The following is a 21,010-nucleotide window of genomic DNA, read 5'->3' as shown; positions in this document are numbered from 1 at the left end:
CTGCGTCGGGGGAAACGGTACGCGGGTCACCGCTGCCCGTCGCCCGCCATGTCGGACTGGATGGAGTCCAGCGTGGACTGGATGCTGCTCAGATCGCCGTCCGGCGCCGCCCCCGGCGACGGTGCCGAACCGTTGTCGCAAGCCACGCAGCCGAGCCCGACGGCGGCAGCCGCGGCAGCGATCGCGATCAGCCGCCTCACTTCGGCGCCTGACAGTGCGCCGCGGCGAACGCGTCGAGCTGCTTCGTCGCGTTCGCCAGCTCGCCGAGCCGGCTCTGGCGCTTGTCCGCCCGCTTCTGCAGCCGGTCGGCCTGCGCGGCGTGCCCCTGCGTGCGGGCGTCGTTCGCGCGCGCCTTGAGATTCGCGACCGACCCGGCGACCTCGGGTCCGCCGTTGATCCGGTTGGTCAGATTCTGGGCCTGTTTGCGCAGTTTCGGCACCCACGCCGTGCACATCTGCTGGACCTCCTGGGGGCTCAGCGTCACCGGAGCCGGGGCCGGCGCCTGCGTGTCGGCGCTGGCGATCGGCGCGGCCACGAGCAGTCCGGCCGCGATCCCGCAGCCCGCCAGTGCCAGCCGCCTCGTTCCTCGCATCGTTCTCGTCCTCCCGTGTCGGTGTTCCGAGGACCACCGTCGCGCGCGGGTGTACGAGCGGTGTGGGACGGATGTTCGGGTTCGGTAAAGCCTCTCGGCCCGGCGGAGTGTTACTCTCTTGCGGAGAGTGAGGAGGCCGCCGTGCTCGGAAACCCGTACGACCGCGATTGCCCGACGCGCCAGCTGCTCGACCGGATCGGCGACCAGTGGACGGTGCTGATCGTCGGCGCGCTGACGGACGGCCCGCTGCGCTTCACCGAGATCGGCAAGCGCGTCGACGGGATCTCGCAGAAGGTCCTGACGCAAACCCTGCGCAGCCTGGTCCGCGACGGCATCCTCGTCCGCACCGCGTACCCGGTGATCCCGCCGAAGGTCGAGTACGAGCTGACCCAGCTGGGCCGCAACCTCGCCGAACCGCTGGAACTGCTGGACCGGTGGGCGCGCCGGAACATGGACCAGGTCATGACTGCGCGAGCGGCGTACGACAAAGAGAACGCCGCCACTGCTTCTTGACCCTCAGGAGGGCTGGCGCAGCACGTTCGTCAACGCATGCGCCTCTTTGAGCAGCAATGCCCCCAGCTCGGGGCGCCGCTCCGCGCGGAACCGCGACTCCACCCCGGTCAAGGTCAACGCCCACGCCGGCTCCCCGGCGGGCGTGAACACCGCCGCCGCCATGCCCCAGCTTCCCTCGACCACCAGCCCGGGATTGGTCGAATACCCGTCCTCCCGCGTCCGCGCGATCCGGGCCCGCACGTCCTCCGCGCGGTGCGCCGGACCCCATTCGGCCGTCAGATCCACTGTGGACAGGTACTCCTCGACCTCCCGGTCCGGCAGCATCGACAGCACCACCAGCCCCGCCGACACCACGCCCAGCGGGAACCGCGCGCCCTCGTACAGCACGAACGACCGGATCGGGAAGTCGCCGTCCTCGCGCAGCAGGCAGACCGTCTCGTTGCCGCGGCGGGCGGAGAAGAACGCGCTCTCGCCGGTGGCCGCGGCCAGCCGGTGGACGCTCGCGCGCGCCTGCTGCGTCACGTCGTAGCGCGGGGCGGCCGCCTCGCCCAGCAGGTACAGCTCCGGGCCCAGGTACCAGCGGCCGCTCTGCCGGTCGCGGTCGACGTAGCCCTCGGCGGCCAGCGACGCGAGCAGCCGGTGCACGGTCGGGCGGGCCAGGCCGCACTGGCGCGCGAGCTGAGAGGTCGACGCTCCGTCGCGGTAGGTGGACAATGCGCGCAGGACCGCGGACACCCGTCCGACGACGTGGTCCGGAGGCGAGGTGGGCACGGGATCGAGGGTACGTCCGCTCAGTGAACGCATCGGGCGCGGGTGTTCGGTGCGCGAGAGGTTTGCCGGGGATCCCGGCGTGTCGGTTGACCCGTTTCCCCTGCGCTGGGTTGTATGCGGGGACTGACCACTCACCGAACGAAGTGGAGAGGATGCCGTGCCGACGAAGTACCGCAGCGCCGCGGAGGCCCTCGACGGGCTGCTCGAGGACGGGCTGACGATCGCGGTCGGGGGCTTCGGCCTCACCGGGAACCCGAACGACCTCATCGAGGCGGTCCGGGACTCGGGCGTGCGCGATCTGACGATCGTCTCGAACAACATGGGAGTCGACGGGGCCGGGCTCGGCATCCTGCTCGAGAACCGGCAGGTGCGCCGGGTCATCGCGTCGTACGTCGGCGAGAACAAGCTGTTCGCGCAGCAGTACCTCGACGGGACGGTCGAGGTCGAATTCACCCCGCAGGGCACGCTCGCCGAGCGGATGCGGGCGGGCGGCGCGGGGATCCCGGCGTTCTACACCAAGTCCGGCGTCGGCACGCCGATCGCCGAGGGCAAGCCGCACGCCGAGTTCGACGGCGTCACCTACGTGCAGGAGCGCGGGATCGTCGCGGATCTTTCCCTCGTGCACGCCTACGTCGCGGACCCGGCCGGGAACCTGATCTACCGGTACGCCTCGCGGAACTTCAACCCGCTGGTCGCGACCTGCGGCAAGGTGACCGTCGCCGAGGCCGAGCAGATCTCGGACGACTACCTCGACCCGGAGCGGATCATCACGCCGGGGATCTACATCCAGCGGCTGATCCAGGCCGTCGAGCGGGAAAAGCAGATCGAAAAGCGGACCGTGCGCGTGCGTGAGGAGGCGTCGGCGTGAGCTGGAGCCGGGAGGACATGGCCAAGATCGGGGCTCGCGAGCTTCGGGACGGCGATTACGTGAACCTCGGGATCGGGATTCCCACCCAGGTGGCGAACCACATTCCGGACGGGGTGCAGGTGACCTTGCACAGCGAGAACGGGATTCTCGGGCTGGGGCCGTTCCCTTGGGAGGGCGAGGAAGACCCGGACCTGGTGAACGCCGGGAAGCAGACGGTCACCTTGCAGCCCGGGGCCAGTTTGTTCGATTCCGCCGAGTCTTTCGCGATGATTCGCGGCGGGCATATCGATCTGGCGTTGCTCGGGGCGTTGCAGGTCGGCGCCAACGGGGATTTGGCGAACTGGACGGTTCCCGGAGCGTTGGTCAAGGGGATGGGCGGCGCGATGGATCTCGTCGCCGGGGCTCGTCGGGTGGTGATCATTACGGATCACACCGCCAAGGACGGGACGCCGAAGATTGTCGAGAAGTGCACGCTGCCGTTGACCGGGGCGGCAGTGGTGAACCGGATCATCACCAACTTGGCGGTGCTGGATGTGACGGACGACGGGCTGAAGCTCGTGGAGCTGGCGCCTGGGGTTTCGTTGGAAGAGGTGCGGGAGAAGACTGGGGCGCCGGTCGCGGAATAAGCGGGCACGGCGCGGGGGAGGGCTGGGCGCCTCGCTGGGTTAGGCACGCAGGTGCGGCTAGGTCCGTGAAGGGCTCCTTGAGGGAAACAGATTCCCTCAAGGAGCCCTTCACGGACTTCTGCCGTTATTGCGCGGGCAGGATGCGGCCCCGGACCTCGCCGAAGCCGAGGGTCGCGCCGCCGCTGGTGGTGGCGCGACCGGTGATCACGACCTCGTCCCCGTCCTGCAGGAAGGTGCGGGATTCGCCGTTGACGGTCAACGGGTCCCGGCCGCCCCAGGAGAGTTCCAGGAACGAGCCGCGTTCGGCCGGTTCCGCGCCGGAGATCGTGCCGGAGCCGTAGAGGTCGCCGGTGCGGGCGGAGGCGCCGTTGACGGTCAGGTGGGCCAGCATTTGCGCGGGAGACCAGTACATCTCCCGGTACGGCGGGCGGGACACCTCCTGGCCGTTCCACTCCACGGCCAGGGTGATGTCCAGGCCCCACGGCGACGATTCCCGCAGGTAGGGCAGGGGTTCCGGCGAGGTCTGGCCGGGCAGCGGCACGCGGGCCTCGGCCAGCGCCAGCACCGGGACCACCCACGGCGAGATCGACGTCGCGAAGCTCTTGCCCAGGTTCGGGCCCAGCGGGACGTACTCCCAGGCCTGGATGTCGCGGGCGGACCAGTCGTTCAGCAGGACCGCGCCGAACACGTGGCGAGGGAAGTCGTCCGGGGAGATCGGCGTGTTGGCCGGAGTGCCCGCGCCGACGATGAAGCCCAGTTCCGCCTCGATGTCCAGGCGGGTGCTCGGGCCGAAGACCGGGCCGTCCTCGCCCTTGCGCTGGCCGCTCGGGCGGACCACGTCGGTGCCGGACACGTAGACCGTGCCGGAGCGGCCGTGGTAGCCGACCGGGAGGTGTTTCCAGTTGGGCAGCAACGGTTCCGCGTCCGGGCGGAACAGGCGGCCGACGTTCGACGCGTGGTGTTCCGAGGCGTAGAAGTCCACGTAGTCGGCGACGTCGATGGGCAGGTGCAGCTGGACGTCGGCGACCGCGTGCACCGCTTCGGCGGGCACGTCGCCGGTGACCAGCGACTGCAGCCGGGTGCGGACCTCGACCCAGCGGTCGTAACCCTGCGCCATGAAGGCGTTCAGCGTCGGCTCGGCGAAGACCGCGTCGCCGAGCGCGATCGACAGGTCCAGCACGTGCTCGCCCACGCGCACGCCCACTCGGGGGCTGCCGTCGCCCGCCGAGAAGACGCCGTACGGCAGGTTTTCGACGCCGAACGGGGAGCCGGCGGGGATGTCGAGCACGGTCATGCGGGGGCTCCGATCAGGCCTAGGTCTGTCAGTTCGGTGAGCGGGTCGGTGATGCTGCAGGTGCCGAACGAGGTGAACTGCGCGCGGGCCGCGGACAGGCGTTCCGGGGCCAGCGCGCGGATCCGGTCGGAGACCGCTTTGGCGTCGCGTTCGGCAAGCAGCGCAACGACTTCCTCGTCCTCGGCGCCGCGGTCGGCTGCCTCGGCGGCGAGCAGGAGGTTCAGGAATCCGTGCTGCTCGAAACCCGTGTCGGGGTCGGTGTTGCGGATCGCGTGGTGCAGGCCCGCGGTCGCCTTGAACGGCACGCCCGCCTCGGCGGTCGCGCGGATCGCGGCGGCGAGTTCGGCTTCGTCCGGGTAGTACTCGGCCGACGTGCCGCCGGTGCGGAACTTCGCCTTGTGCGGGGTGCCGGAAAGCGCTTGCAGCAACGGAATCCGGCGTTCGTCGCGCGGGATCTCCACGGCGATCGGAACCGGGCAACCGTCCACTGCGGACAGGAACTCGGCGACGCGCATTCCCTGCGGCACCGCGATTTCCAGCGATTCGACCGACACCGGGAGGCCGTCGACGGCCTTGAGCACGTCGGCGATCCCGCCCGGCCCGGCGGGCAGCGTCACGGTCAGCGGCAGGGGCGTCGAGCGGCCCGCGACGACCTCGGCCAGCTCCGCCAACCCAGACGCGGCGACGACCAGCGGGCCGACCATCGCGGCGTACGAGGAAGCGGTGTGCCGGTCGTGCGCGGCGACGGCGTCCGGCAGCGGCGCGAGGCCGGGCGGGAAGACCGCCGCGTCGTCGAGCAGGCCGCGGGTCAAGGCGTCGGTCACGACTGCGGTCCCCGTCCTGCCCAGGTCCAGGCGTAGCCGGGGTCGTCGCTCGCGTGGCCGCCCTCGCCGATCTCCAGCGGGCGGAACGTGTCGACCATGACGGCCAGCTCGTCGAAGAACTCCGCGCCGAGCGAGCGTTCCACCGCGCCCGGCTGCGGGCCGTGGCTGTGCCCGCCGGGGTGCAGGCTGATCGAGCCCTGGCCGATGCCGGAGCCCTTGCGCGCCTCGTAGTTCCCGCCGCAGTAGAACATCACCTCGTCGGAGTCCACATTGGAGTGGTAGTACGGCACCGGGATCGAGAGCGGGTGGTAGTCGACCTTGCGCGGCACGAAATTGCAGATGACGAAGTTGTTGCCCTCGAACACCTGGTGCACGGGCGGCGGCTGGTGCACGCGGCCGGTGATGGGCTCGAAATCGGAGACGTTGAACGTGTACGGGTACAGGCAGCCGTCCCAGCCGACCACGTCGAACGGGTGCGTCGGGTACACGTAACGCGTGCCGACGACGCCGCGCGAGCCGCGGTGCTTGACCAGCACCTCGACGTCCGTGCCCTCGACGAGCAGCGGTTCGGCCGGGCCGTGCAGGTCGCGCTCGCAGTAGGGCGCGTGCTCCAGCAACTGGCCGTACCGCGACAGGTAGCGCTTCGGCGGCGCGATGTGCGAGTTCGCCTCGATCACATAGGCGCGCAACGGTTCCGCGCCCTTCGGCACCCATCGGTGCGTGGTGGCGCGGGGGAGAATCACGTAGTCGCCGGTGCGGGCGGGCAGCGCGCCGAACACCGTTTCGACGACCGCTTCGCCGGACTCGACGTACACGCATTCGTCGCCGATCGCGTTGCGGTACAACGGGGAAGCCTCGCCGGCGGCGACGTAGGAGATCCGCACGTCGCCGTTGCCGAGCACGAGACGGCGGTTGTTCACGACATCCGCGCTCTTCCATTCCTCGCCCGGGAACAGCGTGTGCAGCTTGAGGTGCAGCGGCTTGAGCGGCCGGTTCTCGGTGAGCGTCTGGTCCGGCAGTTGCCACGGCGTCGCGTCGACGATCGCGGACGGGATGCCGCGGTGGTAGAGCAGCGACGAGTCGGAGGAGAAGCCCTCTTCGCCCATCAGCTCCTCGGAGTAGAGCCCGCCTTCGGGCGTGCGGTGCTGGGTGTGCCGCTTAGGCGGGATGCTGCCCGCGCTGCGGTAGTAGGCCATGGGTCGCCTCCTCGGCGCGAAGTAATCAAAGTATGTACTACTTTCCGGCCAGCGTAGTCCCCCAGCCGAGCTGTGGGAAGGGCTGGCGGCTGTCCGTGAAGGGCTCCTTGAAGGAATCAGATTCCCTCAAGGAGCCCTTCACGGACAGCGGTGCCGGGTCAGCGGCGGGTCGCGAACCCGGCCCGGCCGGAGATGAGCTTGTCGAGCAGCATCACCAGCACGCGCTGTTCGGCCTCGGTGAGCACCTCGACCCACCCGGCCTCGCGTTCGTTCTGCGCCTCGAACACCTCGAGCATCTCGGCGTGCCCGGCCTCGGTGAGCGAAAGCCGCACCGAACGGCCGTCCGTCTCGCCCGGCGTCCGCGTCAGCAAACCCTCGCTGACCAGGGACTTCGCCAGATTCGACACGGCCGCGCGGCTCATCCCGGCAAGCCGCGCGGCCGCGGACGGTTCGAGCGGCCCGGCCAGCCACACGACGAACAGCACCCGGAACGCCGACCACGACCGCCCGCGCGGCCGGTGCACGGCGGCTTCGAGGTCGTAGGTGACCAGGTTCGACGCCCGGTTCAGCGTCAGCAGCACCTCGGTCGCCAGCTGGTGGCGGAACCCGAACTCCTCGGACAGCCTGCGGTTGGCCAGCGCGATGAACGACCAGAAGTCGAGCGAGTCCGGGTCCGGCGGCGCGGCGGGGTCCTGCATGGAGAGCACTGTAACCGCGCCGCCGGGATAATCAAACTCGAAACTACTTCACCGGACGGGCCAGGCGGGCCCCGGCGTCGCGCGGCACCTTCAGGAACGCCAGCATCGCCGCGGCGACGACCAGGCAGCCGATCGGGAAGTACAGCCCCACCGTCACGTCGCTCTCGGTGGCCGCGAGCCCGATCGCGTACGGCCCGAAGAACCCGCCGAGCGCGGCGATCGAGTTGATCGCGGCCAGGCCGACCGCGGTGTGCTCCTTCGACAGCACCCGTGCGGCCATCGCCCAGTACGGCGCGAGGTAGCCGAGCACGCCGATCGCCGCCAGCGAGAGGCTGATCAGCGACAACGCCGGCACGGTCTTGAACTGGATCGCGCCGAAGAAGCCGATCGCCGCCACCAGCACGGTGCCGATCACGTGGCCCTTGCGCTCGCCGGTGCGGTCGGAGTTGCGGGCCAGCAGCAGCATGCCGACCGCGCCGACCACGTACGGGATCGCGCCGAGCAGGCCGATGTTGGTCGAGGAGTACTTCGGGTCGAGCTGCTTCACGATCAGCGGCAGGAAGAACGTGAGCCCGTACAGCCCGCAGGCGATGAAGAGGTTGGAAATCGCCAGCAGCAGGACCTTGCCGTCGCGCACCGCGCGCAGCTGGCCGAGGAACGTCTCTTTCTCCTCCGGCACGTACTCGCGGTCGATCTCCGCCTGCAGCCAGGAGCTTTCCTCAGCGGTCAGGAACTTCGCGTCGGCGGGCTTGTTCGGCAGGCAGAAGAAGGTCAGCAGGCCGATCAGCACGGCGGGCGCGCCCTGCAGGATGAACACCCACTGCCAGCTGCTCATCCCGAACCAGTGCACGTGGTCGAGGATCCAGCCGCCGAAGAGGCTCCCGAGGATCAGCGCGATCGGCTGCGCGAGCGCGAGCGTCGCGATGGCCCGGCCGCGTTCCTTGCCGCGGAACCAGAAGGTCAAGTACAGCAGCAGCCCGGGGAACAGGCCCGCCTCGGCGATGCCGAGCAGGATCCGGGCGATCATCAGGTGCGTCACGCTCGCGACGAACCCGGTCAGCACGGTCACGATGCCCCAGCTGACCGCGATCCGGCTGAGCCACAGCCGGGCCCCGACCTTCTTCATGATCATGTTGCTGGGGACCTCGAACACCACGTAGGCGAGGAAGAAGATCGCCGACGCGACGCCGAAGGTCGCGGCCGTGATGGTGAGTTCCTTGGCCATGCCGAGCTGGGCGTAGCCGATGTTCGCCCGGTCCATGTAGTTGAAGATGTAGAGCAGCAGGACGATCGGCATGACGCGGACGCCGACCTTGCGGACGGTGCGTCTGGCCAGCGGCGAGTCCGCCGTGGCGGCGGCTGCGGCGGGGACGGACATGGGTTCTCCTCGACGGTGAGCAGTACTGTGTTGATCGTTGTCGATCCGGCTGCTGCCGCGGCCGAATGGCTTGCGGCAACGGTCGGGTCCCGGGCGGGGGTCGGCCTTCTTTCGGCCGGATCGGCAAGTGTGTGGCTGGTCAGGCAGCGGCGGAACGGCCGGCGATGCGGCCCATGGTGACGGCGTTGGCGACCGCGTTGCCGCCGCCGACGTAGCGGAAGCCGAGCACTCCGGCCCCGGCCTCGCCCGCGGCGAACAGCCCGGGCACGCGGTCGCCGCGGACGTCCAGCACCGCGGCGCCGGAGTCGATCTCCAGCCCGGCGTGCGTGCAGACCAGCTCGGCGGGCAGCGTGCGCGCGGCGAAGAACGGCCCGGTGGCGATTTTCGCGGGCGGTTCGGCCGCGCCCTTGGCGGACAGCGTTTCGTGCCGCAGGAACTCCGGGTCCTCGCCGCTGGGCAGCTGGGCGTTCCATCTGTCCACAGTGGCCTGGAGAGCGGCGGCGGGCACGTTCATCTTGCCCGCCAGTTCCTCCAGGGTGTCGGCACGGAGGGTGCGGCCGGCGGCCGCTTCGGACAGTACGTGTTCGGCGTTCCAGTGCGCGTAGCCCGGCGGAAGATCGCGGCGCGCTCGGTCGTCGAAGACCATCCACACTGGACCGTCCTGCGCGGAGATGATGCCGCTGGACACCGCGTACGAGGCGTCCTCGTCCATGAACCGGCGGCCGTGCGCGTTCACCAGCACGCGCGAGCGCGGCGGGAAACCGGACTGCCAGTGGTGCAGGCGCTGGAAATACGCGGTCGGCAGCAGCAATCCCCAGCCTTCGCCAGTGATCGACGCGGACACCTGCTCGCCGAACGAGAAGTGGTCGCCTCGCGAGCCGGGCGCGGCGACGACGAACAGATCCTCGCCCGCCGCGTCGGCGTCCGGGTAGTACCGCGAGCGCAGCGCGGGATCCTGGGCGAACCCGCCGCTGGTCACGATCACCGAATTCGCGCGGACCTCGATGCCGTCGGCGACCACGCCGGCGACCCGGCCGTCCTCGACGAGCAGCCGTTCGACGCGGGTGTTCAGCACCGCTTCCGCCCCGGCCTTGCGGCGCGCGCGGTCGAGCACCTGGACGAGGCCGTAACCCTGGTCCTTCGGCACGTGCCCGCGCCAGACGTCCTCGACGCCCGCCCGGGTCAGACCTGGGGTGTGCGCGTCGTGCGACACCTTCGCCGGGATTTCCGCGCCGAGCCCGATCAGCCATTCGACCGCGGGTCCGGCCTCGCGGCAGAACGTCTTGAGCAGCCCGGGTTTCAGCTGCCACTGGTTGAGGTCGAGGTAGTGCTGGAAGAACCGCTCCGGCGTGTCCTCGATGCCCAGTTCGCGCTGGACGCTCGTGCCCGCCGCGGTGAGCATGCCCGCGGACAGCTGGGTCGAGCCGCCGAGTTCCTTCTCCGCTTCGAACAGCAGCACCGAGGCGCCGTGCTCGGCCGCGGACACCGCCGCGGCCAATCCCGCGCCGCCCCCGCCGATCACCACGACGCCCATGTCGACGCTCATCCGAGATCACCTCCGGTTTCGGCGAGAATGCGATGGTAGAGACCGTTGGAGACGAGGCCGCCGTCCACTGTGACCTCGCTTCCGGTCAGGTAGGTGGAGCGATCCGACAGCAGGAACAGCACCGTGTCGGTGATTTCCTTGGGGTCGGCCATCCTTCCGGCGGGCACACTGTCCACAGCGGACTTGACGAACGCGTCCGCGCCGGCCAGCAGTCCGGTGTCGACCAGTCCGGGATGGACGGAGTTGACCCGGATCCGCCACTTCGCGAAATTGCCCGCGGCGGACTTCGACAATCCGGTCAAGCCCCATTTGCTGGCGGAGTAGGCGGGGGAGAAGTAGCCGATCTGACCGGAGATCGACGAGATGTTCACGATCGAACCGCCGCCCGAATCGCGCATCAGCGGCGCGGCCGCGCGCATCCCGTGGAACGGCCCGGACAGGTTCACCGCGAGCACCCGGTCCCAGACCTCGGCGGTGGTGTCCTGGAATTCCAGCCGCCGCGAGATCCCGGCGTTGTTCACGAGCCCGCCGAGCGAACCGTGCTCGGCGCGGATCCGGTCGAGCACGCGAGTCCACTGTGCTGGTTCGACGACGTCCATCGGGTACGGAGTCGCCGCACCGCCCGCCGCGCGGATCTCGTCCGCGATTTCGTCCGCACCAGCGAAATCCGCGACGCAGACGTGCACGCCGCGTTCGCCGAGCGCCCGGGCGTGCTGCGCGCCCATCCCGTTCGCCGCGCCTGTCACGAGCACGACGTCCGGGTAGCGCACGGCTTCGGTGGCGTCAGACATGCCGGGAGCCGCCGTCGACCGCGAGGCTGTGCCCGGTCACGTACCGCGAGCTGTCGGAAAGCAGGAACAGCAGCACGCCGCACACCTCTTCCGGCGAGCCGATCCGGTGCAGCGGCACCGCGTCGAGCGCCTTCGCCAGCGCGGGCGCGTCGTCCTGGATCCAGCGCGTCATCTCGGTGTCGATGTAGCCCGGGGCGATGGCGTTGACCCGGATGCCCTGGTCGCCGAGTTCCACCGCGAGCGATTCGGTGAGGTGCGCGACCGCGGCCTTCGAGCTGCAGTACGCCGCGCGGCCCTTGCGCACGCGGACCGCGGACACCGACGCCATGTTGACGATCGCGCTGCCCGGTTCCATCCGCGCGGCCGCGGCCTGCGCGCCGAACAGCACGCCCTCGACGTTCACCGACAGCGTCGAGCGGATCTGCTCCGGCGTGATGTCCGGGACCTCGGCGTACGGGAAGATCCCGGCGTTGTTGACCCAGAAGTCGATGCGGCCGAACTCGTCGATCGCGCGCTGGGCGAGCGCGACGTGGTCCTCGGCGCGGGTGACGTCCACCGCGGCCGCGACGATCCGGCCCGGCTTGTCCTCGACGGACTCGGCGGCCAGCGCGGCGGTCAGGTCGCCGGCGGTGGCGGTCATCGCGGCGGCGTCGAGATCGCCGCCCACCACGTGCACCCCGCGCGTGGCGAGACCGGCGGCGAACCGCGCGCCCATGCCGCGGGCCGCGCCGGTGACCACGGCGACCTTGCCCGGCATCTCCGGGTAGCGCGCGGTCGCGGGCTGGTGCAGCACCCGGCCGGGGCCGGTGGGCTCGAGAGTGGTCATCTGGGTTTTCTCCTCGTTGTTTCTCAGGGCTCGCGGTGCACGGTGCGGCGGCGCACGCGCCAGCCGTCTGCGGTGCGCACGAGTTCGTCGTCCAGCACGGTGAGCCGGTGCAGCCGCGGGGTGCCGCCTTCCGGCGTTCCGACGATCTGCAGATAAGCCAGCGCGCGCAAGGTGTCCTCGGTCTGTCCGTTTTGGACTTCCACTGTGGACACCACGTGCCGCAGCCGTTCGCCGGACTCGACGCATCCCGCGTGGAACCGCTCGGCGAACGCGGTCAGCGCGGCGGTGCCGACGGCGGGTTCCGGGTAGCTGGGCGAGACGAACTCCCCGTCCGGGGTGAAGGTGGCGGCCCAGCGCGCGGCCTGCCCGGAGTCGATGGCGTGGCTCTGGCGGCCGTAGAGCTGGTGCACCGCCAGCACGTCCTCGACGGGGACTTCGCTCATGGTCCGGTACCTCGATCCGCGGGGAGTTGCCTCGAACGGCAAACGTGCTATATTCGCACGCACCGTGCGATATGAAGGAACAGTAGGTCGCCGGATGAGCTGTCGTCAAGGGAGTCGTGTGTCCGAATCGGGGACGTCGAAGACGCTGAGCCACGGTCTTCAGGTGCTGGAGCTGCTGGTGGAGCATCCGCAGGGGCTCACGATGACCGAAATCGCCGAGGGGATCGGCGTGCACCGCACGGTCGCGCACCGGCTGGTGCGCACGCTGGAGGCGCACCACCTCTGCCGCCGCGACCGGTTCAAGCGGATCTCGCTCGGCACCGGCCTCGTGCGCCTGGCCGAGCCGGTCGAACAGGACCTGCGCACGCTCGCGCGCCCGGTGCTGGAGGAGCTTTCGGACGCCGGCCGCGCGTCGGCGCACCTGGTCGTCCGCGAAAACGCCGAGCAGGTGCGGATGCTGATGATCGTCGAACCGCGGCAGGCGCGGATGCACGTGTCGTTCCGCAGCGGCCAGCTGGACCCGATAGGGCGCGGGTCGGCCGGGCTCGCGCTGCTCGCGGCGGAACCGCCGGTGGACGGCGAACGCGAGGAGATCACCCGCGCCCGGGCCCGCGGCTACGCGGTTTCGGTGGGGGAGATCGCGCCGGGGATCACCGGGATCTCCGCGGTGGTGCCGACCGGCCGGGACGCGCCGGGCACGAGCATCGGGCTGTCGTTGTTCGAGGCCCCGGACCCGGACGAACTGGGCCGGTTGGTGGTGGCGTCGGCGCAGCGGCTGGGTTCGCTGCTGAAGTGAGGTGACGGCGCTGAGTCCGGCCTCGGGCAGGTTGGGCTCGTGAGTGTTTATGCCGGTTAGAACCGGCATAAACACTCACGAGCCGCGGGGCTAGCGGCCGACGAGCCCGGCCTCGTGCGCGAGCAACCCGGCCTGCGTCCGGTTCGTGCAGTCGAGCTTCACCAGCATCCGCGACACGTAGCTCTTCACCGTCGCCTCCGCCAGGTGCAGCCGAGCGGCGATGTCCGCATTGGACAGTCCTTCTCCCAAGCAGGCCAACACATCCCGCTCTCGCTCGGTCAACCCCGCGGTCCGGCGGCGGGCTTCGTCATCGCGGCGATGGCCGTCCGCCGACAACGCGACCAACCGGCGCGCGGCGGACGGCGACAACACCGTGTGCCCGTCCGCGGCGACCCGGACCAGGCCGATCAAGTCCTCCGGCGGCGTCGACTTCACCAGGAATCCGGCCGCGCCCGCGCGGAGGGCGCGGATGACGTAGGTGTCCGCGTCGAACGTCGTCAGCGCGACGACCGCGGGCGGTTCCGGCAGCGTGCAGATCCGCTCGATCGCGGCCAGCCCGTCCACGCCGGGCATCCGCAGGTCCATCAGCACCACCGAAGGCCGGTGCCGGACCACTTCCTCGACCGCCTCCGCGCCGTCCCCCGCCTGCGCGACTACCTCGATGTCGCCGGCCGAACCGAGGATCGTGCGCAGGTGCGCGCACACCATCGGCTCGTCGTCGGCCACCACGACCGTGATCACCGGGCAGCACCTTCCGTGGTCGGGACGTAGGCGGGCAGTATCGCACCGATCTTGAACCCGCCGCCGGGCAGCGGGCCCGCCTCGAAGGTCCCGCCGACGAGTTCGACCCGCTGGCGCAGCCCGCTCAGCCCGGTGCCGGAGCCGGTGCCCGCGAGCGCCGCGTCCGGCGGCCGGGTCGCGCTGGTGTTGGCGACCGCGACGTCCAGTCCGCCCGGGTGATAGCGCAGCGAAACCGTCGCCGAGCAGCCCGGCGCGTGCTTGCGGACGTTGGTCAGCGCCTCCTGGACCACGCGGTACGCGGTGCGCGCGACGGTCGGCGACACCGACGCCCGGTCCCCGGTCACGGAAAGCTCGGTCGCGATCCCGACCGCCGCCGATTCGGCGACCAGGTCCGCCACCTCGCCGGGCAGCGGCGGGTTCGGCGGCGTTGGATTCGGCAGTGTTGGATTCGGAACTGGCGGTTCGATTCCGGTTCCGTTGCGCAGCACGCCGACCAGGTCGCGCAGTTCGTCCAGCGCGTGCGCGCCCTCGCGCCGGATGTCCTCGGCGGCGGACTTCACCGACGGATCCGGCGAGGTCACACCGAGCGCGCCCGCGTGCAGCACCATCAGGCTCAACCGGTGCGTGACGACGTCGTGCATCTCGCTCGCGAGCCGTCGGCGCTCGGCCGCCAGCGCCTGTTCGGCGAGCAGATGCTGCTCGCGCTCCGCGCGCTCGGCCCGGTCGCGCAACGAACTCAGCAACTGCCGCCGCGCCTCGAAATACAGCGCGATCGCGACCGGAAGCGCGGTGCTCAACAGCCCGAACGGCGTCGTGTTCCAGGCCGGATTCCACGGCCGCGTCGCCAGCAGCGCGAGGAATCCGGCGATCCACAGCAGCCGTCGCCGGTCCAGTTGCCGAACGAGCTGCGCCAGCACGATCGGCGTGATCGTCGGGACGGTCATCAGCGTCGGCTGGCGGACGGGCACGAGCAGGCCGGGGGAGAAGAGGTCGGACGCCAGCATCGCCAGCGAGGCCACGATCAGCAGTCCGGCGACGCCGTTCGGGAAGCGCGCCAGGAGGAGCAGGGACGCGTCGCAGACCAGTTCCAGCACGAGCGTCGCGTGCGGGCCGAGGAAGCCCGTCGTGGGCCCGGCGGCGAGGAAAAGCCCGAAGTCGAGGCAGGCGAACACCAGCGCGGTGCCGCCGAGCCAGAGCCAGTCGGTCGACCGCGGCCAGGTGTGGCGCATGCTGGTCACCCGGCCACGGTATCCGTTCGTCCGCCCGGTCGCGCCGGATCCGCACCGCCCGGGTGGCGGGCTACCGCCGAAAGTTGCGGACCGGGCGGAAGCGATCCACTTTCGTCGCTGCGAGTCGCTACCGAACACGCTTACGCCGCACCCGCCCGGCACGGTGGACTCGACGCCATGACGAGCGAAGGACTCCCGAGGTTCGCCCGGCTGCCGGTGCTGGCGGTCGCGGCGGGCGCCGTGGCGCTGCTGGTGGCGACGAGCACCCGGTACGCGCACGGCTTCGACGAGCTGTACTTCCTCGTGGCCGGTCGAGATCACCTGAGCTGGGGGTATTTCGACCAGTCACCGCTCGTCCCGCTGCTGGCCGGCACGCTCGACCAGTGGTTCCCCGGCTCGCTGGCCGCGCTGCGGCTGCCGATGGCGCTCGCGGCCGGCGCCGGGGCGATCGTGACCGCGCTGACCGCCCGCGAACTCGGCGGCGGTCGCGGAGCACAGACGATGGCGGCCGGGGCGTACGCGACTTCGGGGCTGATCATCCTCAGCCACTGGGTCGCGACGTACGCGCTGGATCCGTTCTTCTGGACGCTCGTGGTGTTCCTCCTCGTGCGCTGGACCCGGACCCGGCGCGACGGTCTGCTGGTGTTGGCCGGAGTGGTCACCGCGGTGTCGCTGGAGACGAAATTCCTGATTCCCGCGTTGTGGGGCGCGGCGCTGGTCTCCGCGCTGATCCTCGGGCCGCGCGACCTGGTGTCCCGGCCGAAACTGTGGCTGGGCGCGCTGATCGCCGTCGTGGCCACGCTGCCGACGGTCTTCTGGCAAGCCACGCACGGGTGGGCCTACACCCGGATGGGCGAGGTCGTCGCGGCCGAATTCCCCGGCTACCTCGCCTTCGCGCGCGACGGTGTGCTCGGCGCGGGAATGGGCATCGGCGTGCTGGCGCTGCTGTACGGGATGTGGCGGCTGTTCCGTTCGCCGGACCTGGTGCCGTACCGGTACCTCGCGGTGGCGTTGCTGCTGGTCGTGGCGGTGATCGTCGGGACGCACGGCCGCTCGTATTACTTGATGAGCCTGTATTCGCTCCCGTTCGCCGCTGCCGCGACTGAGCTTTCGCGCCGGAATCTGGTGCGGTGGTGGAAGATTCCGGTCGGAATCGCGTTCGCTCTTTCGGCCGCGGTCACTATTGCCGGGCTTCCGGTGTGGCCCGCTTCGATGAAGGAGACGTCGTTCGGGCCGTTTCCGCTCGGCACCGCGTTCGCGGCCGGGGAGACCGCGCAACAGCAGCTGGCGGACGGCGTCGGGCAGGCATATCGGTCGCTGCCCGAGGAAATGCGCCGGGAAACCGCCGTATACGGCGAAATCTACCCGTTCGCCGCGGCCGTCGAGTACTACGGCCCGCGGTACGGGATCGACAATGCCTACAGTGGACACCGAGGCTACTGGTACTTCGACCGGCCGCCGGATACCGCGAAGAACGTGCTTTTCGCGGGCTTCGATCCGGCGTTGCTGCGCCCGTACTTCTCCTCGGTGACTGAAGTGGTGCCCGGACTGATGTGGCTGTACACCGGGCGAAAGCAATCCTGGGAAACGATCTGGCCAGAGGTGAAGAAACAATGAGCGATTCCTTGTCCGCGCGAGCGTATTTCCTCGCCTGCGACCCGGACGGCGGCCCGGTCTCCCGCCGTCCCCGGGCCGCCTTGCTGGTCCGCGCGGCCGCGGTGACCGACCTGGTCCTGCGCGGCAACCTCCGCGACCAGCGCGGCCACGCCGAACCGACCGGCGCCGCCCCGACCGGCGACCTCCTGCTCGACGACCTGCTCGCCGACCTCCGCGCGCACAGCCCGGCGTCGTGGCGCGCGCTGCTGCGCCGGGGCAAGAACGACACGCTGCAGGCGCTGGAAACGCAACTCTCCGCGGCCGGGCTGCTCGAAGAGAGCAGCAGTTCTTTCTGGCACCGCAAGGTTTTGGTGCCTTCGGACCCGGCGCGAGTACGTGACGCGCACGCGCAGCTCGATCACGCGCTGACCGCGCCGCTGTCCGAAGTGGACGCTGCCGCCGCGGCGCTGGCCGCTCTCTCGGCGGCGTCCGGCGCGGGGATGTCCCGGTCGGACGCGCGGCACCACGCCGATCGATTGCAGGAACTGGAGAAGCTCGCCGGACCAGCGGTTCCGGCGTTGCGGAAAGCTGTCGCGGGCCGCCGCGCAGCACGGATCGCGGCGTTCTCCGGCGGCTCCGGAGGCTGAGAGGCTGAGCTGTCGGTCAGCCGAGGGGGCTGACCGACAGTTCGGCCGCCGCCGAAGCGTGGACGTCGTACCGTGGCGGACATGACCTCCTTCGCCGCGTTGCACGTCCCGGGCCGTCCGCTGTTGCTGCCGAACGTCTGGGAGTTCGGGTTCGCCGCCGCCCTCGCCGCCGCGGGCCACCCCGCGGTCGGCACCACCAGCCTCGGCGTTTCGGCCGCCGCCGGGCTCGCCGACGGCGCCCCGGCGTCCCGGGCCGCCACCGTCGCACTGGCGAAATCGCTGGCCCCGCTGGACATCCTGGTCAGCGTCGACCTCGCCGACGGCTTCAGCGCCGACCCGGCGGAGGTGGCGGACCTCGTCGCGGAACTCGCCGACGCCGGGGTCGTCGGCGTCAACCTGGAAGACAGCCGAGGCGACACGCTCGCCCCGATCGTCGTCCAGGCCGCACTGCTGGCCAAGGTGCGCGAACGAGTCCCGGGCATGTTCCTCAACGCCCGCACCGACACGCACTGGCTCGGCACCGGTCCGGTCGCGGACGCCGTCACCCGGGTCCGCGCGTACGCCGACGCCGGCGCCGACTGCGTCTTCGTCCCCGGCCTGCACGAATCAGCGGACGTCGCCGAGCTGGTCGAATCGGTCGAGGTGCCGGTGAACCTCCTGCACCTGCCCGGGAAAGCCACTTTCTCGGAATTGGCTTCCTTGGGCGTGGCGAGGGTCAGTCTCGGCTCAACCCCTTACCGCGTAGCGCTTTCCGCCGCACTGGCCACAGTGGACTCCGCCAGGGAAGGGAGGGAGCTGCCGATGAAACCGCCTTCGTACGGTGAGATCACGGCTTTGCTCCCGTAATCTGAGCGCCATGATCTTCGGAGGAAGCACCGACTTCGCTGTCCCCGCCGGATACCTCAACACGCCCAGCATCGGGATCCCGCCGGCTCCGGTCGCCGAAGCGGTCGACGCCGCGGTCGGCCGGTGGCGCACCGGCAAGGACGCCCCGTCGGACTTCGACGAGGCGGTGTCCCGTTCCCGCGGCGGATTCGCGCGGCTGGCCGGGGTCCCGGCGGAGCGGGTGGCGATCGGCGCGTCGGTGTCGCAGCTGGTGGCGAACGTCGCCGCCGGGCTGGCCCCGGACGCCCGGGTGCTGGTCGCCGAAGGCGAATTCACCAGCGTCACGTTCCCGTTCGCGCAGCGGGCGAACGTCACCGAGGCGCCGCTCGCCAAGCTGGCGCAGCACGTCGAAGGCCACGACCTCGTCGCGGTCAGCCTCGCGCAGTCCGCCGACGGCGCGCTGCTGGACACCGCCGCGCTGCGGGCCGCCTCCGAAGCCGCCGACGTGCCGGTCCTGATCGACGTCACGCAAGCCGCGGGCTGGCTGCCGCTCGACGTCGCGTGGGCGGACTGGATCGTCTGCGCGGGCTACAAATGGCTGTTCTCGCCGCGCGGCTGCGCCTGGCTCGCGGTGCACCCGCGGGCGCACGAGCGGACCCGCCCGGTCGCGGCGAACTGGTACGCCGGCGACGATCCGTGGTCCTCGGTATACGGAATGCCACTGCGCCTGGCCGGAAACGCGCGCGGGTTCGACCTTTCGCCGGTCTGGTTCTCGCACGTCGGCGCGGCGGAGGCGTTCGACTACCTCGCGGCGCTGGACCTCGCCGCGGTGCGCGACCACAACGTCGGACTGGCCGATTCCCTGCGCACCGCGGCCGGGCTGGAGCCGCAGGGCAGCGCGATCGTGGCGCTGGAAGCCGATCCCGCGCGGATCGCCGAAGCCGGGATCTCCGCGAGCGTCCGCAACGGGCGGGTCCGGGTCGGTTTCCACCTCTACAACGGCCCTGACGACGTCGAACGCGTTCTGGCCGCCCTGGGCGCGGCATCTGGCTGAAAGTCGTGCGGGCGGTGAACTACGGTGTTCGCGTGTCCCCTCCGCACTTCACCCCCGGACCCTCGGACACGGCCCCGATCGCGGCCGTGCCCGCGCGCCCGGGTCCGCCGCCCGGGCCGTCGCGCAACCGCGCCCTGCTGCTGCGCGGCGCCGGGCTCGTGGCGATCGCCGTCGTGGCCGGGCTCGTCTGGTACCTGATCCGGCACGACAGCACGCCGGAGGCTCCGGTCGCCGAATCTCCGGCGACCACGGCGAAGCCCGCCTTCGACTACAAACTGGCCGAAGGCCCGGTCAAGGCCACCGACTGCGCCGCCAACGCCTACTCCGGAGCCAAGAAGTTCTTCCAGGACAACCAGTGCAAGTCCCTGGCGCGGGCGCTGTACACGGTGCAGTCCGGGGACGCGAAGGCGCTGGTCTCGGTCGTGCTGGTGACGATGCCGGACGCGGCGAAGGCGACCGAGCTGAAGGAACTCACCGACCGGGACGGCACCGGCAACGTGAGCGACCTGGTCCGCGACGGCACCTTCCACGACACGGACGCCCCGAAGCTGAGCGGCAACGAGGCCGAATACCAGTCGAAGGCCAACGGCCCCGAGGTGACGATCGTGCTGACCGACTTCTACTACGGCCACCACGACAAGCAGCTGCTCACCCGGATCGCGAAGAACGCGCTGACGCTGTCCGGCAAGCTCCGCTGAGGTCGCGGTGAACGCGCAGGCCGGATTCGCCCGGCCTGCGCGCTTTTCCTAGGAAGGCTGCCCGGGGAGGGCGACGGCGGCGGGCTTCTGCCCGGCCTCCTGCCGCCACGGCATCCCGCGCCGCGCCGCCGCGATCAGCGCCTGCAAAGCCATCCCGCGCAGTCCCGAATCATCGGTGTGCGTCAGCACGGCAAGCCACGCCGCCGCGGTATCGGCCTCCGCGCTCGCCACCAGCGCGGCTGCCGAAGCAGTGTCCGTAACCGGCTTAGGCGGCACGTACGCGGCTTCAGGCGCCACCGGCGTCGCCGAAGCCGAGGTGATCATCTGCATGACCGCGTCCCGCCGCGCGGTGTGCTCCGCGCGCCCCGCCTTCACCGCGTCCCCGAAGTCGCCCGGCAGGAACGCCGTCACCAGGCCGTAGACCCACAACGACGCGTGCTCGGCCGCCAGCGCCTTCTGCAGCGAATCGACCGCTTCCTTCGGCACCGACGACAGCGCGGTCACCGCCTTCGCGTCCGCGCCCGGCCCGAGTTCCGGCGCGACCCGCTGCAGCCCGGCGCACCCGGCGGCCACCGACGCGACGAGCCCGGCCCGGTACGCGGGCAGCGCGGGCACCAGGTCCTCGGCCTGCTTGCGCGCGGCGGCGAGCCGGTCCTTGAACCCGCCGAGGTCCGTCGGCGCGGGAGGGACGTTCTCCGCCTTCTTCGGCCGGTTCAGCCGGTCCACCTCGGCCTTCAGCGCGGCCGCCTGCGCGGCTCTGGCGTCGGCGACCTGGCCGGCCGCGTCGCCGCCGGCGGGCAGCTTCCTGGCCGCGGCGGCGTCCGCGTCGGCCATCGCCAGCAGCGGGGCCAGCGGATCGGGGGCGTCGTCGTAGCCGCCGGAGCAGGCGGCGAGCGGCACAGCCGCGGCGACAGTGGCGCTCAGTGCGCCCAGACGCAGCACGGCGCGCCGGGAGAGGTCTGCGGTCACGTCGGCCCATCCTGCCAGGCCGCCCGGGTGCGCCGCCGCTCGCGCGTCTTCGCGGGGGCGCAGGATAAGCTTGACCTTCACCGACCAAC

Annotated in this window: 24 protein-coding genes; 9 read left to right on the top strand and 15 right to left on the bottom strand. The window is 70.9% G+C overall.

Annotation, left to right across the window (positions count from 1 at the left end):
* Positions 1-26 precede the first annotated feature (26 nt).
* Entirely contained in the window at positions 27-200 is a 174-nt protein-coding gene (locus SSMG_RS47160; protein WP_009080554.1) for a hypothetical protein, read from the bottom strand.
* Positions 197-592: a hypothetical protein gene (locus SSMG_RS47155; protein ID WP_009080552.1), complete on the bottom strand. Its 396-nt coding sequence runs from the start codon at positions 590-592 to the stop codon at positions 197-199. The genes SSMG_RS47160 and SSMG_RS47155 overlap by 4 nt, the downstream gene beginning before the upstream one ends.
* Positions 593-733: 141 nt before the next feature.
* Between SSMG_RS47155 and SSMG_RS47150 the strand changes: the two genes are divergently transcribed.
* A complete protein-coding gene (locus tag SSMG_RS47150; protein WP_037714754.1) occupies positions 734-1,105 on the top strand; it encodes a helix-turn-helix domain-containing protein in 372 nt (123 codons plus the stop codon).
* 3 nt (positions 1,106-1,108) lie between these two features.
* Here the strand turns inward: SSMG_RS47150 and SSMG_RS24815 are convergent, their stop codons facing one another.
* Positions 1,109-1,876: an IclR family transcriptional regulator gene (locus SSMG_RS24815; protein ID WP_009080548.1), complete on the bottom strand. Its 768-nt coding sequence runs from the start codon at positions 1,874-1,876 to the stop codon at positions 1,109-1,111.
* Positions 1,877-2,033: 157 nt separating this feature from the next.
* Here SSMG_RS24815 and SSMG_RS24810 point away from each other — a divergent pair, with 157 nt between their 5' ends.
* Together SSMG_RS24810 and SSMG_RS24805 are read left to right on the top strand one after the other, a co-directional pair.
* On the top strand, positions 2,034-2,744 hold the full coding sequence (locus tag SSMG_RS24810) for a CoA transferase subunit A (protein ID WP_009080546.1): 711 nt from the start codon (positions 2,034-2,036) through the stop codon (positions 2,742-2,744).
* Positions 2,741-3,370, top strand: coding sequence for a CoA transferase subunit B (locus tag SSMG_RS24805; RefSeq protein WP_037714751.1), 630 nt, complete (start codon positions 2,741-2,743; stop codon positions 3,368-3,370). The genes SSMG_RS24810 and SSMG_RS24805 overlap by 4 nt, the downstream gene beginning before the upstream one ends.
* 124 nt (positions 3,371-3,494) lie before the next feature.
* On the opposite strand, the gene fahA is transcribed toward SSMG_RS24805, so the two are convergent.
* From fahA to SSMG_RS24760, 9 genes are all read right to left on the bottom strand, one after another.
* Positions 3,495-4,664, bottom strand: coding sequence for a fumarylacetoacetase (fahA, locus tag SSMG_RS24800; protein WP_009080544.1), 1,170 nt, complete (start codon positions 4,662-4,664; stop codon positions 3,495-3,497).
* Entirely contained in the window at positions 4,661-5,488 is an 828-nt protein-coding gene (locus SSMG_RS24795) for a hypothetical protein (protein ID WP_037714749.1), read from the bottom strand. Before SSMG_RS24795 ends, fahA begins: the two co-directional genes overlap by 4 nt.
* On the bottom strand, positions 5,485-6,684 hold the full coding sequence (locus SSMG_RS24790) for a homogentisate 1,2-dioxygenase (protein ID WP_009080540.1): 1,200 nt from the start codon (positions 6,682-6,684) through the stop codon (positions 5,485-5,487). The genes SSMG_RS24795 and SSMG_RS24790 overlap by 4 nt, the downstream gene beginning before the upstream one ends.
* Positions 6,685-6,842: 158 nt before the next feature.
* Entirely contained in the window at positions 6,843-7,382 is a 540-nt protein-coding gene (locus tag SSMG_RS24785) for a MarR family winged helix-turn-helix transcriptional regulator (protein WP_009080539.1), read from the bottom strand.
* 43 nt (positions 7,383-7,425) lie between these two features.
* A complete protein-coding gene (locus SSMG_RS24780) occupies positions 7,426-8,760 on the bottom strand; it encodes an MFS transporter (RefSeq protein WP_009080537.1) in 1,335 nt (444 codons plus the stop codon).
* 139 nt (positions 8,761-8,899) lie between these two features.
* Positions 8,900-10,306, bottom strand: a complete 1,407-nt coding sequence (locus SSMG_RS24775) for an FAD-dependent oxidoreductase (protein ID WP_037714746.1) — start codon at positions 10,304-10,306, stop codon at positions 8,900-8,902.
* Positions 10,303-11,097: an SDR family NAD(P)-dependent oxidoreductase gene (locus tag SSMG_RS24770; protein ID WP_037714744.1), complete on the bottom strand. Its 795-nt coding sequence runs from the start codon at positions 11,095-11,097 to the stop codon at positions 10,303-10,305. Before SSMG_RS24770 ends, SSMG_RS24775 begins: the two co-directional genes overlap by 4 nt.
* Positions 11,090-11,923 carry an SDR family NAD(P)-dependent oxidoreductase gene (locus SSMG_RS24765; protein WP_009080531.1) on the bottom strand — a complete coding sequence of 278 codons (834 nt, stop codon included), beginning with the start codon at positions 11,921-11,923 and terminating at the stop codon, positions 11,090-11,092. The genes SSMG_RS24770 and SSMG_RS24765 overlap by 8 nt, the downstream gene beginning before the upstream one ends.
* Before the next feature lie 23 nt (positions 11,924-11,946).
* Positions 11,947-12,366, bottom strand: a complete 420-nt coding sequence (locus SSMG_RS24760; RefSeq protein WP_009080529.1) for a nuclear transport factor 2 family protein — start codon at positions 12,364-12,366, stop codon at positions 11,947-11,949.
* 118 nt (positions 12,367-12,484) lie between these two features.
* Between SSMG_RS24760 and SSMG_RS24755 the strand changes: the two genes are divergently transcribed.
* Positions 12,485-13,162, top strand: coding sequence for an IclR family transcriptional regulator (locus SSMG_RS24755; RefSeq protein WP_100266869.1), 678 nt, complete (start codon positions 12,485-12,487; stop codon positions 13,160-13,162).
* 90 nt (positions 13,163-13,252) lie between these two features.
* Here the strand turns inward: SSMG_RS24755 and SSMG_RS24750 are convergent, their stop codons facing one another.
* A complete protein-coding gene (locus SSMG_RS24750; RefSeq protein WP_009080525.1) occupies positions 13,253-13,903 on the bottom strand; it encodes a response regulator transcription factor in 651 nt (216 codons plus the stop codon).
* The gene (locus tag SSMG_RS24745) at positions 13,900-15,132 is read right to left on the bottom strand and encodes a sensor histidine kinase (RefSeq protein ID WP_037717901.1); all 1,233 of its coding nucleotides are present in this window, start codon (positions 15,130-15,132) and stop codon (positions 13,900-13,902) included. The genes SSMG_RS24750 and SSMG_RS24745 overlap by 4 nt, the downstream gene beginning before the upstream one ends.
* Positions 15,133-15,309: 177 nt before the next feature.
* Here SSMG_RS24745 and SSMG_RS24740 point away from each other — a divergent pair, with 177 nt between their 5' ends.
* From SSMG_RS24740 to SSMG_RS24720, 5 genes are all read left to right on the top strand, one after another.
* The gene (locus SSMG_RS24740) at positions 15,310-16,749 is read left to right on the top strand and encodes a glycosyltransferase family 39 protein (RefSeq protein WP_009080520.1); all 1,440 of its coding nucleotides are present in this window, start codon (positions 15,310-15,312) and stop codon (positions 16,747-16,749) included.
* Positions 16,746-17,375 (top strand): GPP34 family phosphoprotein, encoded by a 630-nt coding sequence (locus tag SSMG_RS24735; RefSeq protein ID WP_009080518.1) that lies wholly within the window; start codon positions 16,746-16,748, stop codon positions 17,373-17,375. Before SSMG_RS24740 ends, SSMG_RS24735 begins: the two co-directional genes overlap by 4 nt.
* An 81-nt stretch (positions 17,376-17,456) precedes the next feature.
* Positions 17,457-18,221, top strand: a complete 765-nt coding sequence (locus tag SSMG_RS24730) for an isocitrate lyase/phosphoenolpyruvate mutase family protein (RefSeq protein ID WP_009080516.1) — start codon at positions 17,457-17,459, stop codon at positions 18,219-18,221.
* A 10-nt stretch (positions 18,222-18,231) separates the two neighbouring features.
* Entirely contained in the window at positions 18,232-19,254 is a 1,023-nt protein-coding gene (locus SSMG_RS24725; protein ID WP_037714741.1) for an aminotransferase class V-fold PLP-dependent enzyme, read from the top strand.
* 32 nt (positions 19,255-19,286) lie between these two features.
* Complete coding sequence (locus tag SSMG_RS24720; protein WP_100267119.1) at positions 19,287-19,952, top strand: hypothetical protein; 666 nt, start codon at positions 19,287-19,289, stop codon at positions 19,950-19,952.
* A gap of 48 nt (positions 19,953-20,000) precedes the next feature.
* Here the strand turns inward: SSMG_RS24720 and SSMG_RS24715 are convergent, their stop codons facing one another.
* Positions 20,001-20,921, bottom strand: coding sequence for a ferritin-like domain-containing protein (locus tag SSMG_RS24715; RefSeq protein ID WP_037717897.1), 921 nt, complete (start codon positions 20,919-20,921; stop codon positions 20,001-20,003).
* Positions 20,922-21,010 lie beyond the last annotated feature (89 nt).

Source organism: Streptomyces sp. AA4 (genome assembly GCF_000158875.1).
Taxonomy (GTDB): Bacteria; Actinomycetota; Actinomycetes; order Mycobacteriales; family Pseudonocardiaceae; genus Amycolatopsis.
This window is presented reverse-complemented; position numbering and strand designations above follow the sequence as displayed.